Annotated in this window: 14 protein-coding genes; 3 read left to right on the top strand and 11 right to left on the bottom strand. The window is 41.5% G+C overall.

The annotated features are described in order from the left end of the window. Nucleotides 1-17: 17 nt before the first annotated feature. The 10 genes from HMPREF0659_RS01895 to HMPREF0659_RS01850 form a co-directional block, all read right to left on the bottom strand. On the bottom strand, nucleotides 18-1,988 hold the full coding sequence (locus HMPREF0659_RS01895) for a TonB-dependent receptor plug domain-containing protein (RefSeq protein ID WP_044045820.1): 1,971 nt from the start codon (nucleotides 1,986-1,988) through the stop codon (nucleotides 18-20). Between the two features lie 74 nt (nucleotides 1,989-2,062). Continuing rightward, entirely contained in the window at nucleotides 2,063-2,857 is a 795-nt protein-coding gene (locus HMPREF0659_RS01890) for an HmuY family protein (RefSeq protein WP_013263805.1), read from the bottom strand. A gap of 14 nt (nucleotides 2,858-2,871) precedes the next feature. Beyond that, nucleotides 2,872-3,813, bottom strand: a complete 942-nt coding sequence (locus tag HMPREF0659_RS01885) for a calycin-like domain-containing protein (RefSeq protein WP_013264715.1) — start codon at nucleotides 3,811-3,813, stop codon at nucleotides 2,872-2,874. Continuing rightward, nucleotides 3,810-4,289 carry a hypothetical protein gene (locus HMPREF0659_RS01880; RefSeq protein WP_013264346.1) on the bottom strand — a complete coding sequence of 160 codons (480 nt, stop codon included), beginning with the start codon at nucleotides 4,287-4,289 and terminating at the stop codon, nucleotides 3,810-3,812. Before HMPREF0659_RS01880 ends, HMPREF0659_RS01885 begins: the two co-directional genes overlap by 4 nt. A gap of 772 nt (nucleotides 4,290-5,061) precedes the next feature. Next, nucleotides 5,062-6,375 (bottom strand): DUF58 domain-containing protein, encoded by a 1,314-nt coding sequence (locus HMPREF0659_RS01875; protein ID WP_013264880.1) that lies wholly within the window; start codon nucleotides 6,373-6,375, stop codon nucleotides 5,062-5,064. A 39-nt stretch (nucleotides 6,376-6,414) separates the two neighbouring features. Beyond that, entirely contained in the window at nucleotides 6,415-7,389 is a 975-nt protein-coding gene (locus HMPREF0659_RS01870; RefSeq protein ID WP_036925307.1) for an AAA family ATPase, read from the bottom strand. Nucleotides 7,390-7,442: 53 nt separating this feature from the next. Next, nucleotides 7,443-8,693: a DUF4350 domain-containing protein gene (locus HMPREF0659_RS01865; protein WP_013264054.1), complete on the bottom strand. Its 1,251-nt coding sequence runs from the start codon at nucleotides 8,691-8,693 to the stop codon at nucleotides 7,443-7,445. Further along, on the bottom strand, nucleotides 8,690-9,301 hold the full coding sequence (locus HMPREF0659_RS01860; protein ID WP_013264114.1) for a DUF4129 domain-containing protein: 612 nt from the start codon (nucleotides 9,299-9,301) through the stop codon (nucleotides 8,690-8,692). Before HMPREF0659_RS01860 ends, HMPREF0659_RS01865 begins: the two co-directional genes overlap by 4 nt. A 12-nt stretch (nucleotides 9,302-9,313) precedes the next feature. Further along, entirely contained in the window at nucleotides 9,314-10,306 is a 993-nt protein-coding gene (locus HMPREF0659_RS01855; protein ID WP_013264116.1) for a hypothetical protein, read from the bottom strand. Continuing rightward, nucleotides 10,281-11,261: a stage II sporulation protein M gene (locus HMPREF0659_RS01850; RefSeq protein WP_013264142.1), complete on the bottom strand. Its 981-nt coding sequence runs from the start codon at nucleotides 11,259-11,261 to the stop codon at nucleotides 10,281-10,283. The genes HMPREF0659_RS01855 and HMPREF0659_RS01850 overlap by 26 nt, the downstream gene beginning before the upstream one ends. 101 nt (nucleotides 11,262-11,362) lie before the next feature. On the opposite strand from HMPREF0659_RS01850, the gene HMPREF0659_RS01845 reads away from it, so the two are divergent. The 3 genes from HMPREF0659_RS01845 (at nucleotide 11,363) to HMPREF0659_RS01835 (ending at nucleotide 14,710) form a co-directional block, all read left to right on the top strand. Further along, nucleotides 11,363-12,088 (top strand): RDD family protein, encoded by a 726-nt coding sequence (locus HMPREF0659_RS01845; RefSeq protein ID WP_013264184.1) that lies wholly within the window; start codon nucleotides 11,363-11,365, stop codon nucleotides 12,086-12,088. Nucleotides 12,089-12,353: 265 nt separating this feature from the next. Next, the gene (locus HMPREF0659_RS01840) at nucleotides 12,354-13,202 is read left to right on the top strand and encodes an SDR family NAD(P)-dependent oxidoreductase (RefSeq protein ID WP_044045819.1); all 849 of its coding nucleotides are present in this window, start codon (nucleotides 12,354-12,356) and stop codon (nucleotides 13,200-13,202) included. Continuing rightward, nucleotides 13,199-14,710 carry a class I adenylate-forming enzyme family protein gene (locus HMPREF0659_RS01835; protein ID WP_013264325.1) on the top strand — a complete coding sequence of 504 codons (1,512 nt, stop codon included), beginning with the start codon at nucleotides 13,199-13,201 and terminating at the stop codon, nucleotides 14,708-14,710. The genes HMPREF0659_RS01840 and HMPREF0659_RS01835 overlap by 4 nt, the downstream gene beginning before the upstream one ends. Before the next feature lie 116 nt (nucleotides 14,711-14,826). Here HMPREF0659_RS01835 and HMPREF0659_RS01830 read toward each other — a convergent pair whose 3' ends face one another. After that, nucleotides 14,827-16,101, bottom strand: coding sequence for a type II toxin-antitoxin system HipA family toxin (locus HMPREF0659_RS01830; protein WP_013264984.1), 1,275 nt, complete (start codon nucleotides 16,099-16,101; stop codon nucleotides 14,827-14,829). Nucleotides 16,102-16,103: the final 2 nt, after the last annotated feature.

Genomic DNA, 16,103 nt, shown 5'->3' with positions numbered 1-16,103 from the left:
AAAAACGTATTGAGAGCTTAAAATAGTTTATCAACATCAACTGACATTCCAATCATTAAGTTTGTTCCATCAGTCAATGGACAGTTCAAATAATAATATTCTGGTTTATAATTAAAGATGTTATCAAGGATTACACTTACCTTCACACCCTTACCGATGCGTTGCACCAAGGAGAGTTTGAAGAGTGCATATGCGGGGTAATGTATTGTTTTTATACCCTTAGAGATGTCATAGTAATCAACAAACTCTTCATTGTCGACTGCTGAGAGGAAGCGTCCACCTAATCCGATGTTCGTTCCATAGTTCTTCAACCACTGATGATCCCAATCGATATGACCTGTCATAGAGTGTTTGCGAGCAGGTATATACTGATTGTTTACAGAGTTACTGTTCTTGTCTTTTGGCAAGCGTTCATTGGTATAAGCATAACTTAAACGAGCTGTAAGACCATTCGTCCAACGTGCTTGTGCCGTTGCTTCTCCTCCACTAACCATATAGTTGTCCAAGTTAAGGTAAGGAAGACGTGGGATAATGTCTGATGGATTCTTATAGTAAGGTGCACCAGTTGCAATCTTATTTTCAATCTTGTTACAATAAGCACTTACTGTAAAGTTATAGCGTCCCTTAGTATAATCAACCGAAGCATTAAAGTTCTGGCTTACTTCTGGTTTCAAAGAAGGGTTGCCTTCAACAATCCATATACCCGACATATCAAAGTTATAGTACTTCTCTTTCAATGTCGGAGCACGGAAACCCATACCATAACTAAAACGAACATTCAAGTTATGTACTGGCTGATAACGTGCACTTACCTTCGGAGTCAAGCGCGAGATACGCCCGTCTGAGAAATAATCGTAACGCAAGGCACCCACTACTTCCCACTTCGGACTGATGTTCCAGTCGTATTGTGCAAAGGCATCAAAAGAGTCTTGCTTACGAATTCGACCCTCCAAGTTGGTATTAAAGAGATAATCATGCATATAGTCTGCACCCACAGAAAGGACGTTTTCCCCCTCAAAAGTGTGATTATAAAGCAAGCGAAGACTGTTCTGTACATTTGAATAGTCACGGATATCCAGTCGAGTGATGCGCTGATAGTCTGACTTATCATACTGATCAAAAGCATAGGAGAAGTCAACACTATTAACAAGGTCTGGTGTCCATGTTCCACGAAGACCACCTGAAAAGTCACGATAGCGTTCTGGTACCTCTGATGTACGCACCAACTGACGATAGAAATAACCTGCACGCCCTGTCAAACGAAGCTTTTCATTCAACCTAAAAGTGAGCTGTTCCTTAAAGTTCCAAACTGCATCACCATAGATAGTTGAGACAACTCGTGTGATTGGATTGGCTCCATTGTGTACATTAAAGTTGTCAGAACTATTCCGATTCACTGTCAGTAAGTTGTTCCACTTGCCTCTTGCGTATTGCCATGATAGTCCATAACGTTGCTCGTTGTGGCGACCAAAGCGCATGTTAAGGTTAAGTGCGCATGGATTTGGCTTTTTCTTGGTGATGATATTGATAACTCCACCAGCAGCATTAGAGCCATAAAGGGCAGAAGCAGCACCTTTCACAATCTCGATATGGTCAACATTATCCATACCAATACGAGTGAAGTCGACATCGTCCATCGTCTCACCAGCAAGGCGTTCACCGTCAACAAGAATCAACATACTCTGTCCACCAAAGCCAGAGAAGTTCATATGTACCTGCTGATTCATGGCGTATGAGAACTCAATACCCGGTATTACCTGTTGCAATACATCACGCAGATTGGTGGCATCTGTCTTCATAATATCATCAGCTGTGATGAGTTTCGTCAACACAGGGGTATTGGCAAGTAGCTTCGGTGTACGTGTTCCCGTCACTACAACCTGTTCTAACTCTAAGGATTTGTATATAGAATCAGGCAACTCATCAGCCCACATCGACGTAGGAAGCAGACAAACAAGAGCTGATAGTATAATGTTTTTTTGTTTCATAACCAATCAAAAGATCTCATAACCTTATCCCTATTATCTGAAAGAGCCGTTTGTGGGATGGTTTTCTGTTGTAGTTAATATGGATATTTATAATTGATTCTCAACCAACATTTGGTTCCATCGGTACCAATATAGTTCTCCAACTGTAGAGCAGCATACTTTCCATTATTCAGACGAAGAATAAAGACATGACTATTCATGGTAAAAGAAGGAGGCATTGGAGGTATTTCGATTTTCAACCAAGAGGAAAGTACCTTATTAATACGTATTCCTTGGCAGCCAATCAGACTCATAAGCATCTGCGACTGGTCCTCCCAAACTTCGTTCTCTGTCCATTCATCTTCTTGGAATGTTGCTCCTAAGAAATAGGAACTATTCTTTGGAAGCTCATTCAAAGAGGTGTACTTCGTTTCAAGTACTGCTCCACCGTTCGTCCTTACATTGTTACGATGAAAGGCAATGCTCCACGACTGTGGTTCAGGTTGTGCATCAGTAGAAGTAAAGCCACGCTTTTCATTTACCGAGATACCTTTTCCAAAGACATCAAACCAGTAAGTGTACATACCCGTTTTCCCATCACCACTACCCGATGTCAGATTTGTTGGGATGGCATAATGCGTGAAGTTCGTCTGTGCCTTAAGCAATCCTGCAGTGTCTTTACGCTCGATATACATCTGTAAAGAGTCAAAGTCAACATAATACCAGTCCTTCCAACTGGCGGCATTAACAAGGAGTTGACCTTCCGTTGTTACATTTGCTGTGGCTGGAGCCTCATCATATATATCTTCAAAAATGCCGTTACAGGCTGTCACCATCATCATAATGGCACAGCCTGCAAGGGTAGAAATAGGGCGAAATACTCTGTGCATGAGCGTATAAAATTTTACTTAGCCTTCTTACCAGTATATGTTGCAGAGATTGGGAATGGCATTCTGCCTACCTTATAATTGTTAGTTATGGTCAATGTACCATCCTCAGCAAGTGTAACGGTCATCTTACTTGTTTCTCCGAACTCGTAATTTTCATCCCTTTCCATCATACCACCGGTTGCCTTGAAGTGTACTTTGATGCCGTCTTCACTATAGTCACGACTAAAGCTATTGGTTGCCTTATCGTAAGCAAGGTTCTTTACAGTGTATGTTCCTAATGTTAAGTTATTCATCATAGTAACACCTGTGTACTTCTCTTCAGATGCTGTCACATTGATAGTACCATCATTATTAGCTGTAATCGTATAACCAACAGTAGCTGATACGAAAGGACCCATAGTTGGACCAACCTTCAATGATGTTGTACCAGAGTAGTTTCCTGCCACTTTCGATGCTGCTGAAGCCTCAGCATAATGCCAAGTAATATCAGTACCACCCATGAGTGATGGGATTGAAATCTTTATTTCTCTCATCGAACCACTCATCGTAGCATCATACTCCTTCGCTGCGCCACCACCATTTGGGTTAGCAATCTTCATCTTTCCAGTACCGTTAATAGCATGATTAGCCATGGTTATCACGAAAGAACCAGTACCCCACTGAGTATCAGAGAACTCTGCAAGGAACTTACCACCGTCCTGCAACACCTTAATCTTAGCGCCATTGTCATAACGCACATTATTAATCATCTTGTTCTTTACAGTCAAATAGCCTGCAAACTCGTGTATCAACTTTGGTTGTGAAGGGGTTTCACTTGGCAAGAACTCAATCTTTGAAATATCTGATGCGTTATAAGTTACAACGTTACCATCAGTTTTGGTTACCTTTAATGTTTGTGCCTGTACTGCGAGTGCACTCAATAAAGATACGATTACTAAAGTAAAGATCTTTTTCATTTACGTATGAATTTAAATGTCTTAGATAATGATTTAACTACAAAAACGCCTGTTTGTCCGTCGAGAGGAATCTCAACAGAACCGCTCTGGCTTACGGTGGCACGACCAACCAACTGTCCGTTGATTGTGTAAACAGCTACTTGACTACCTGCTTTCAGCCCTTCTCCCTTCAAGGAGTTACCAAAAGAAAAGACTGAATTGTTGCTTTCTGCATCAAGCGTTCCAATACCTGTTGGCTGGTCGGCAAAGGCAAAAGCACGGAAATCTGTCAGAGGATACTCTATTGTTTGACTTCCAGCAGTCAAAACCATGGCAGTGGAAGTGAAGGTAACAGTAGGTTTCTCAGACAGAGCAAAGTAAGTGTCTTTGCCATCTTTGTCACTTACTTTTACATAGTTAGCCGCAGAGGCAGAGAGTGTACTCATAAAAGCTAACAGCATAACAGCAAGTGTAAGAAATAAAGTTTTAATTCTCATATTACTGATTCAGTTTATATTAAATTCTAATCGAGTGCAAAGGTACAAGAAACACCATTACAACACAATACCTAATAATTATGATTTTAACCCAAATTAGATAACCTAACAAAGAAAGATAAAATACAAGACAAATGTAAGTTGGTATGAAAAGTATGCGTCTTATGCAAACAACTTACTCCCATATTATTGACCATTGTAAACTATTTTCATGCAACTCAAATCTAATATATGCTCTTTTGGCTTCTAAAAGATGCCTAATTGACTTCTAAAAGATGCCCTTTTCAAGTCTAACTAACGCCCTTTTCAAGTCCAATTAGGCACCTATTACATCACCATTTTATAACTAACTGATTCTTTGATGGTTACAAACCTACTTTTAATATGCATTTTTATCCTTGTTTGTAGGTATTCTATTTGAAATTATGTAATTATTTTTCATAACCTTGTTTGCGGGATTTTCGAAGTATTAAAATGAAAAGTTTTTATGTCAGGGGATGATAATAGAATAGACCATTGAGGGTCTTAGGTATATTTTTATTTAATGAGTACGTTCGCTCCTTTCGTTAAAACTATATGAAAAGCATCTACACTTTTAACAGAAGAGCCCACTATAATCTATCAAACATGAGCCAAATATCAAGCACAAATCGCATCTCATCTATGTATAACAACAATAAAGGCTGAAATCCACAATCGAATATCAGCCCATTAGTTTTAGGTATTGCAGGAGTGAACCTTACATTATTTGTTAGGAAATAAGTAAGACTTACTATGTTAAGATTTGTCTTTGCTTCATTTCCAAGTATTTATTGATAACATCAATACTGAGTTTGTCTGGCGTTGTCAAAACACTATAGATACCATGCTGACGCAGTGTTGAGACTATCAAACGCTTTTCAGAAGCAAACTTCTCTGCGATAACATGCTGGTAATATTCCTCTGTCGAGTGCTTCGGAGAACGAATATAATCATTCATCTCTGCATCTTCAAAAAAGACAACGAGTACACGATGCCACTGACTAAGCAACTTCAAGTAAGCCAACTGACGATTGAGAGCTGTCATACCAGAGAAGTTTGTGTAAATAACGAACAAACTACGCTTGCTAACTTGTTTATGTACATTGGCACACAAACCACTAAAATCACTTTCACCAAACTTCGTTTCTTGTGCATAAAGTGACTCTAAGAGAAGTTGCATCTGACCAGTTTGCTTCGAAGGAGCAACAAACGTGTCCATTTTATCTGCAAAGGTTATCAAGCCAGCCTTATCATCACGGCGCATGGCAACGTATGACAACACCAAAGAAGCATTGATACTATAGTCGAGAAGCGTCATTCCACGGAACGATTGCTGCATAACACGTCCCTTATCAATAACTGAGAATATCTGCTGAGAGCGCTCATCACGATAGACATTCACCATCAACTGATTGCGACGTGCACTTGCCTTCCAGTTTATACTTCGGTATTCATCGCCTTTCACATAGTCTTTTATCTGCTCAAACTCAGTGTTGTTACCTGCCCGACGTATACGCTTTATACCCATTTCGGTAAGGTTATTGCTTATCGCAAGAAGTTCATAGCGATTCAGCATCATATAAGAAGGATAGACCTTAACGTCTTCTGCGTTACCCAACGTATAACGACGTTCGACAAGTCCTAAGACTGTACGTGTGAAGCAACGAATCTTACCAAAGGAGTAGACGCCACGCTTCATCGGTCTGAGCGTATAACGAATCGTATTCTTTCCCATCGCTGTTAGCTGACTCTTATAGCTAATATCTCTCCGTTGGAACACCTCTGGCGCCTCATCTATTACCGTCAGCCATACAGGGAAGGAGTACTTACTTTCCAGACTTATCTTGACAACATTCTTATCACCATTAGAGAAACGTTCTGAACAGGTTCGCTTCGCTGTTATTCCACGACGATGATAGAGCATAACAGCATCGACCACAACCATAGCAGCAAAGATAAAGAGAAGTATCTTTGCACCCATGAAAAGCTGTGGGAACACATAACCAAAGCCTGCGAGCAGGGTAAGGCTTGCTAATATAAAATAAAACCTTTTAGTAAGGAACATTTCGTCTTTATTTATTTGAGTGCTTCTCGGCTAACCTCATTACTTAGGTACTTCGACCTTGTCAATCAACTTCTGTGCTACCTTCAATGGGGTATATCCCTCCATTTCAGCCTCAGCAGTAAGGATAAGACGATGTTGAAGAATACTTGGCGTAACAAACTTGATGTCTTCTGGTGTTACAAAGTCGCGACCACCCAATAAAGCTGAAGCCTTAGCAGCATTGAGCATAGCCACAGAAGCACGTGGACTGGCACCGAGATAGACAGCCTTTGAGGTGCGTGTCTGCTGTACGATGTTTGCAATATAGCGTAAAAGGCTCTCCTCAATGAATACCGTATCAAGTTTCTTGCGCATCTGCAGAAGTTCGTCAATGGTAAGTATTGGCTTAACATCTTCCAACTTGATGAGGTTTCGCTTCTCCTGATGACGCTTAAGGATATTCATTTCCTCATCAACAGAAGGATAACCCATGCTTATCTTAAAGAGGAAACGGTCGAGTTGTGCCTCTGGTAGACGATAAGTACCTTCCTGTTCTACTGGGTTCTGTGTCGCAATGATTGTATAAACATCGCTCATACGACGAGTTGTACCATCAATCGTCACCTGACGTTCCTCCATTACCTCGAAAAGAGCTGCCTGTGTCTTTGCAGGAGCACGGTTGATTTCATCTACAAGAACGAGATCTGAGAACACAGGACCTTCATGGAAGTCGAACTCAGAGGTCTTCATATTGAAGACTGTCGTACCGAGTACATCACTTGGCATGAGGTCTGGCGTGAATTGAATACGACTGAAACGCGCATCAATCAGGCGAGACAACAGACGTGCCAACAAGGTCTTAGCAACACCAGGCACACCTTCAATCAGCACATGACCATCTGCAAGAATCGCTGTTAACAACAAGGCAACTGCCTCCTGCTGTCCAACAACAACCTTACTTATCTCTCCTCGCAACTGCATCACCTTTTCACTGAATGCAGCAAGGTCGGTTCTTTCTTCTTTATACTCTTCCATCTTATTTATTGTTTGCTCTTCAATTACATTATTCTTTTGCTCATCCATTGCGTTTATAGCTTATTGATTATCATATCCATACCGTCTATTGCCTTTCGCAGAGCAGCATCTTTTAGTTCATCATCACCCTGCAAATAACGATCGACACGGTCAAATATCATTCGTACTTCAGCCTCTGGCATTCCCGTTCGAATGGCTATCTGTGCTATATTCTCCTTCCTTGACTCAACATCTTCGACATCTATCATCGTCATACGACGTAAGGTCTCGCCAAAGTAACTATACTTTTTCTGCAGCAAGTCTCGATTAATATGCTTCTGATGATAAAGAGTACCTATCAACTTCACAAACTCCAACGAACGATTAGCTGGTTCCTCTACCACTGGGATAACGCGTTGTCGTCTACGTGCATAGAACATACAGAAGAGTAATAACCCTCCTAAGGTGAGATAGATAGCCCAGCGGAGAGGCTCGTTTTGTAGCCAAAACCGCAGTGGAGTATCCGTTTCATATTCTGTGTAAGGTCCGTATGCCTCAGTACGAATGATTGGCAAGCCTCGGAATTGGGACATCATACGGAAGATGAGTCCATTTGTCTGCGTATCAAGGATACCATAATTGGTCATTAACAATGGATCACAAGAAACAAAGAGTTCACCCTTTCCTCGCTTCACCCTAACCATATGTGCCAACCAATAGCCATCTGTAGAATCAATTTCCTCCTCAGAAAGCCAACAGCTAACCAAAGTATCACACGCAGTCTTCCCTTCTATTGTAACATTATTACCTGCCATCGCGGCATAGACCGCGTATTCTTTCTCCTGATAAGGCAACTGATGAGACCAAACTAAGGTATCATAAGGAATTGACTGATTCGCAATTGAGGACTTAACCTCCATAGGAGAGAACCCATATTGCCCATTAATATCTACCTGCAAATCTGGATATAGAGAATCAGGCTCAATATCAGACGTTGCAATGAAGACTTTATTACCAGCTTTCAACAGTCTATCCAACGAACGGATATCCGTTGCAGAAGGGCTAAAATGGTCTGTTTGAATTAAGAAGGCATGCGGTTTCTTACCATATCCATCACGTTCCAACTGTGCTATTGTTTTATTTGTCACCTCATATCCTGCAGGAACAGACTTCTCCATCAGTGAGTCGAACACCGCACAACCAAATGGTTGCTTATCGTAATGATTAAAGGTAGGCTCCCAAACAAACTTTGAAGGCGCATTCCACTCTAATAGAAAGACAAAGACAAGGAAGCCAGCTACGAAGAACCAAAAGCGCTTGTTCATTCCTCACCTCCCTTCTTTATCTTGCTTTCTAAGTCTAACAGTAGTTCTACGAGTTCTTCAGACGCTTGATAATTACCATATCTTACACGCATAAAAGCTGTAGTCATTCTTTCAAATTCTACTGATAGGAACTCACGAGTGTATTGAGTTGGCGTCTTATAGAGCTGCCAACTAATCTTATTACCATCTGATAACCAACGAAGTGTACGCAGATAGACAATTCGAACAGCCTTGTAATAATCCTTCTGTGCCATTGCTTTGGCATAGACAGCATCAAAGTCTACGCCATAGATATTGTCTTCTTCATCGTTTTCATTCGTCACCTTACCCGCTCTACCAAAGAGTTTGAATTGATAACGGTACAAAATGAAAGCGATTAGAGCAATAAAAACAAGTGCAATAACAATGTATATCACGATACGGAAGTCCCCTTTGCTCTGAATACTAAATAAATCAGAGAGGAACTCGCCTATCTTTGACATCAGCCAATCCCACCAATCAAGTTCAGGTGCCTGTAACTCTCGCGCATAGTTGTACGCTTCATCAGCACGATACTGATGAAGTAACGCCGAATCACACGACAAAGTATCACTTAATGGCTGTAACATAGAACCGCTTTATCAGAGTTTATCAAAGTTATCAATGTCGGTATCTTTCTCTGCTAACTCCTCAAAGTGCTGTATGTCGTCCTCAACTGAGAAGCCATCTTCCTCCTCTGCGATGCTTCCATAGTGAAAAGCTAAGGCGAAGGTTGAGATTGTCATCGTCAGATACATACCAAAGTTCATAAATACAGATGACAAATAGACAAAGAAACTATATACTGGACTTGCTGCAAAAGAGCTTTGAGTAGTATCAGTAGCCAGCAAAACTGACTTCACAACAGTCAATATATACCAAGGAATTGATGTGAATGAAGACAGGATATTAGTCAAGAATCCTATCACAAACATCAAACCAAACAACGACCAGAAAGAATGGAAGCCAAGTTTTAAGCCGCGTAATATGGAGCTAAACAACGTTTCCTTATCTTCAAAAACATAAACAGGTAACGCCATAGAAACTGGCAAGCAGCACACAATCAATGCAAGAATTGGTATTATAGCCAGTATCGGTGCACTTGTGATTGCAGTAAAGAAGATAATAAGAACCAAAACTCCTATAAACAGAGCTACAAGCACCACGGTCATTAACAACGAGCGTTTAATCACTTGAATGATTATAGGTTTTAAGTCGCTCAGTGTCGTATTACGAAGTCTATTTGGACTTTTATGATAGTATTTCACCATACTATAGCAGATTCCAGCCAATAAGGTAGAACCTATCAGCAGACAAATACCATATCCCACGTACGAAACACCGAATCTAAGGAGCATCCCCTGTGTCACGTCTACATCCTCTCCGACATCGAAGGTATTGGTATAATAAGGTGCTAAGACCTTCGTCATCATCTCCATAGCGAAACCTTGTACCAAACAAAGTGGCAAGAGTAGATAGGTACATGCACGCAACAAAAACTTAAAGTTCTCACGAATAAACTCAAAAATCGCTGAGAACTTCTCGCCGAAACTACGAACTTGATAAAGTTCAATCTTTGGTCTTTCTATTTGCATCTTCTAAATAATAATTACGCTTATAAGGTAAGTAAATAAAATAATACACGACAAACGCCAATGATACGAGTATGATACCAAGGCGGATAAAGTTGTTCAACTCTGTATGACGAGTAATGAATCCTTCGATAAAACCTGCCATGATAAAGATAGGCACTGTTCCAACAACAATCTTCATTCCCCTCTTTGCACCCCGCTGAAAGCTGACCAAACGCGAGTAAGTACCTGGGAATAACCAACCATTACCAATTGCCAAGCCTGCAGCACCTGCCACAATGATTGCTGAAAGTTCCAACGTACCGTGTAACATCGTGGCTAAAAGACTTTCGCCTAATAATCCATGCTGATAAAAGAAAGTATCAAAACACCCTACCATGATACCATTTCGGAATAAAAGGAAGCCTGACATAAAGCTTGTCAGTACGCCCGAAACAAACACATTAAACGATACCATGATATTGTTCAGCGTAATACCAATAAACATACCTCCCTCTTCTTCATTGCCATATACGCCCATCGGCTTTCCCTTCGCTATATTCTCAAGGGTCATATCCATATAGCTGTCGCCAAGTATCAAGCGTGGGAAGGACTCGTCTCCTAAGGTAGAAACAACACCAATCAGCACACTCACCATAAAAATAATGAATGAGAGAAGCAGTAACTTACGCTCTTTCCACATCACGTCAGGCACCTCCTGCGTCCAGAAAGTCACCAAACGCGACCACTTCTCCCGTTTATTACGGTAGATTTCATTATGAAGTGCAGAAGCAAGTTTGTTGAGATAGATGGTAATACGTGAATGAGGATAATGTGTCTGTGCAAAAGCGAGGTCGGCTGTAAGCTCAGTATAAGCATCAGCCAACTGGTCAGGCATCTCAAATTTGACATTATCTATCATGCCTTCCATTGCCCGCCATTTCTCAATATTATTGCGTATGAAAAGAATCTCTTTCATGCAAAGTCCACACGTAATTTACACATTATTATCATTTACGCAACAAATTTAGAGTTTTTTTCTTACATTTGCAACAGAAACAACATTTAATTATCAAGAAAATGCCCGAAGCCAATATCATAACAGGTCAGTACGTCCAGATAAGTCAGTCGCCGGCAAGTTTAGGAGAGCGTATCGTTGCACAAATCATTGATGACTTCCTAATTATCTGCTATCTGGTTGGTGTGTCGCTCCTGATAGCTGAGTTAGACTTTTTTTATAGAACGAAAATGTTATTCTTCCTAATAGCCATCTACCTTCCTGCCCTCTTTTACCACTTCCTTATGGAACTTTTCAACCATGGGCAAAGTGTTGGAAAGATGGTGATGCGTATCCGTGTTGTGAAGAAAGACGGAACAACACCGGGCATTGGTGACTTTTTTATGCGTTGGCTTCTGCAACTTGTCGACCTTGGTTTCTCTGGTGTTGGTGCACTTGTCATTCTTATCTCTAAGAATTCACAACGTCTCGGCGACCTCGCAGCAGGAACAATGGTCATCCAACTCAACGATTATCGCAAGATTCAAGTATCACTTGACGAATTCTATTACCTTGATAGAAAGTATAAACCTGTCTATCCACAAGCTGAAGACCTCTCTCTTAACCAGCTTGATGTCATCCAACGTACCCTCAACTCTGAATACGGATACGAGCGTGAACGTCGTATTGCTTCCCTTGCTGAGAAAGTGCGAACGCACCTCAACATCTCTGATACCAATACTGCTGACGAGAAGTTCCTTTATACTATCGTACGTGATTACCAGCATTTCACGTTGGAAATAATATAAAGAAGTAGGGAAAAGAAAGTATAAGGTAGCATGGGAATCTAACAGAACTGTGCTGTATAACCTTCATATTTGTGCCTTACACTATCCTATTATAACGACAAGAACAAAACGTTTTACCCATTATCTTCCGCTGTGTTATTATTCAGCACATGATGTGCGGATGCCCAACACACATGGTGCTCATGCTTAACACATGATGTGCGGAGCATTAATCACATCGCTATTGGTTATCAAAACAAGCACGTCTAATCGTTAGAAAATAGTTATGATGACGTCTCTCAGAAAAAAGATAATAGCTATTGGAGGTGCATTGGCTTACCCAACCATAAGTCTTTCACCTGACATTACAAGAGAACACTTCTCTGGGAAGTGGGTACTTGTGACGGGTGCATCGCATGGAATAGGGAGAGCATTAACCGAAAAACTAATTAGTGCAGGTGCAAATGTCTTTCTCATTGCTCGAAGTGAAGCGGACTTACGCCTCTTATGTGCCAAAGCTAAGCAAATGGGTAGCAGTGCAGACTACTGCGCAATAGACCTAAGAGACAGGGAAAAACTGAAGCAGCTTTGCCAAAAACTAAGGGAAACACCACCGCAGTTGGATTACTTCTTTTGCAATGCGGGTAAATCTATCCATCGCAAGATCAATGATGCGCAGGACCGCCTACACGACTATGACCGTACGTTGGACCTCAACTATCGTTCCTTGGTTGCGTTGTCACTGGCTATCTTACCTGCCTTGAAGGCAAGCAAAGGGCATATCATCTATTCTTCATCAGTGAGTACGCTCTACCCAATGGCACCGGGCTGGTCGGCTTATCATGCCTCAAAAAGTGCAGCAAACACATGGTGCGAAACGGCAGACAGCGAGTTTGCACTGTTAGGTGTTCACGTGCAGATAGCTTATTTACCCTTGGTTCACACTGCGATGTCGGATGTCAACGAACAATACAAGCACTTACCTGCATACACACCAGCTGATGCAGCCAATATTCTATTGAAACTTGCTATACGGAAGGTCAGGACTTATAAACCTTGGTGGGCAAAGTTTTCAGCCCCAATAGCCTATCTCTTTGCTCCGATTATTCACCTATATTATAAGCGATTGCCATGAGAAGAAAGAATGAAGCTATCCTTTCTATCCTCTATCGCTTACACATAATCTCACCAAAGGGCATATTTGTGTGGGCTAAAAGCCTCATCTATGAAGGCATCAGCCTAATGGCGTTGCTCCGTTTTGCGGCTCATTTCTATCCGCATCGTTGTGCTATCACTGACGAGAAGCAATCTCTATGCTATCAAGAACTCTATATCCGTACGCATCAACTCGCTGAGATTCTTCACACGGAATATCACCTCCAACCTGAAATGAGTGTGGCTTTGCTTGGACGTAACAGTCTTATTTTGACTCTCCTACTGCATGCACTTTCACGATTGGGCATTCGCACTACCTTATTAAGCACCGACTTGGGAACAGAACAGATAACAGCTGATTTGCAGAAGCACCATTACCACCTTATTATATATGATTCAGACCTCAAACAGATACCTACGGAACTTCCCTGCATAGCTGTTACAACAGAGAGGCTTAATGACATCCTTTTACATAAGACTTCTCTAACAAAGAAAAGAAAACTCCCTAAAATCTGGCGAGGAAGCGAAATCGTCATTCACTCTGGAGGAGCAAGTGGCAACTTTAAGAGTATTGCCCGCCGTCCTTCTGTCACCTCTTTTCTCGCTCCATTGTTTGCCTTACTGCGTGACATTAGAATCTATCAATATGAGCGTGTGCTGATATCCCTGCCCTTCTACCATGGTTTTGGACTTTCAACGCTTATCATCTCCTTGCTTATGGGTAAGAAGATATGTCTGCAAAAACGCTTTGATGCGCTCCAGACTTTAGCTATTATCCAGCAAGAAAAGATTGAAGTCATGCCGATTGTTCCTGCTATGCTCGCTCGTTTTTGGCAGATTGAAAATGCAAAGGAGAAGATGAAGAGTCTACGTTGTCTTATAAGCGGTGGTGATAAACTTCCTAAAAGCCTCATCGACACGACCCATAAAGAAATAGGAGAGTTAATCTTTAACCTATATGGTACGTCTGAAGCAGGATTCTTTATGCTTGCTAATCCCAAAGAATTAGCTTCTTTCAAAGAGACTACCTTAGGGAAACCTATTCGAGGAGTCGACTGTAAGGTAAAAGACTGTAATCGTCAAGGGATAGGAACACTTTGGGTTCGTTCTCGTTGGGCAATGCGAGGACTACGAAATCAATGGCAAAACACAGGCGATTTAGTCTCACAGAATAGCGAAGGTTACTTCTTTCATCATGGGAGAGCCGACCGAATGGTGGTCTGTGGAGGTGAGAACGTTCAGCCCGAACACATCGAACAGGTACTTCTCTCCCACCCTATGATTATTGCTGCACGTGCCTTTACCGTTCCCGACCCTAACTTTGGCAATGTCATCCACACAGAAATAGAATGTACACCAAAGGCAACACTAACAGAGGCAACACTCCTCAACTGGCTCCGCCCACAACTGTCACGGGCAGAAATGCCGCATAGCATCCGCTTCAAAACCATTGAAATGCTCTCAACTGGTAAGCAGAAGTTGTATTAAAAACATTATGTTTTAACTCCAAACACAAGCTTTGCTGAATTATTTTCATGAAAACATCATGCTCTTATACTGTATAAGCTAAAGGAAAACAGATGGAATATCTCCCTCTTTTAACCTCACCGACAAAGTCCTGACCCATATTGAAATTCCATACCTTGTTCAAAACGATTCGTAAAGTGTGTTATTTCTCGTCGGGGAAGCCCTAAATCCTCTGCCATATTCTCCCAGTACTTCATGTTCCTTGTTACGTCCTTGATAATACCTCTTGCTGTCGTTTCATCCAGCATATAAAACTCATGAGCATTATAAAGACTATTGAGAGAACTGTCGTTCGAATTAGCATCAATAAGCAATGCCTGAAACAAACTGTTTGTTGGATTTATGTCGTAAGCAGGGGACAACTCCCAACCTTCCTTACCAAGCAGGAACGAATGATTTCTAAAGTGATCGTCGGTATTGCCAATGCAGATATTAAAGGCTACTCGCTTGTATAGCTCTTCTAAATTAGTCTCAATGTGGTTACCACCTCCTGAAATGATAAAGTCCACAATATCCAAATAGCCTTTTCCTGTTCTTTGTCCGTCGCCATCAGTGAGTCCGAGAACGGTAAGGGAAGAAGCCATGTGGATTCTCTTGTTGTCTTCGGTCCTATCAAACCTCTTAGATAATAGTATATCCTGGCCAGTGCCAGCCTTAATTACTTTTGTTTCAGCTACATTGATACCACATTCCTTAGCCATCAGATGTGCGAAGTGTTCCCATCGAGATACGTTGACGTCGTCATTGATGGAAGGAAATTTGGCAAGATAAAGATGACCGCCACTTTGGACACAAGCCTTTGGGCGTGCGCCACCCATTGAGGAACCAGGTTGGAAAAGCCTTTGTACCCATTTCTTTTCAGGCTTCAAATGTTTATATTCGCTTTTCTCAATCTCCTTAGCAGCTTGTAAAAGTTCGTCAATCTGTATGACAGGCGGAACGCTGTAACTGAGTGTAGAGCTGATAAATGCTCCGCTATCTGGATCCTGAAAGCGAAAACCACCCATACGCAGCTCATCTTCCACGCCTTTAAGATAATTCCAATCAGATAAGGCATGGCTTGCTTTCCCTTCTGTCTCTAATGAAGTACGCAAGTCTATCAGTCGTCGTCCCCATCTGTCAGGGAGAGCATCAGAAAAACAACCGAAGATGTGGTTATCTCGGCTATATTGTACCCCAGGATATGGGCGGAGGTCTTGCCCAAAGTCAATTTTAGGAAAGGTTTTGAGCCAGTTTTTATCAAACTCAAAAGAAAACACGTCAGAGCCTCTTAGATATTCATGTCCAAGAGTGCCCACCTTTTCTTCCTTATCCATCCAGTCGAAACTGGCTATCACATCTAATTTTTCCATGT

The sequence above is a fragment of the Prevotella melaninogenica ATCC 25845 genome, from assembly GCF_000144405.1.
GTDB lineage: Bacteria > Bacteroidota > Bacteroidia > Bacteroidales > Bacteroidaceae > Prevotella > Prevotella melaninogenica.
Note: the sequence above shows the minus strand (reverse complement) of the source record. Positions and strands in the feature narration are given on the sequence as shown.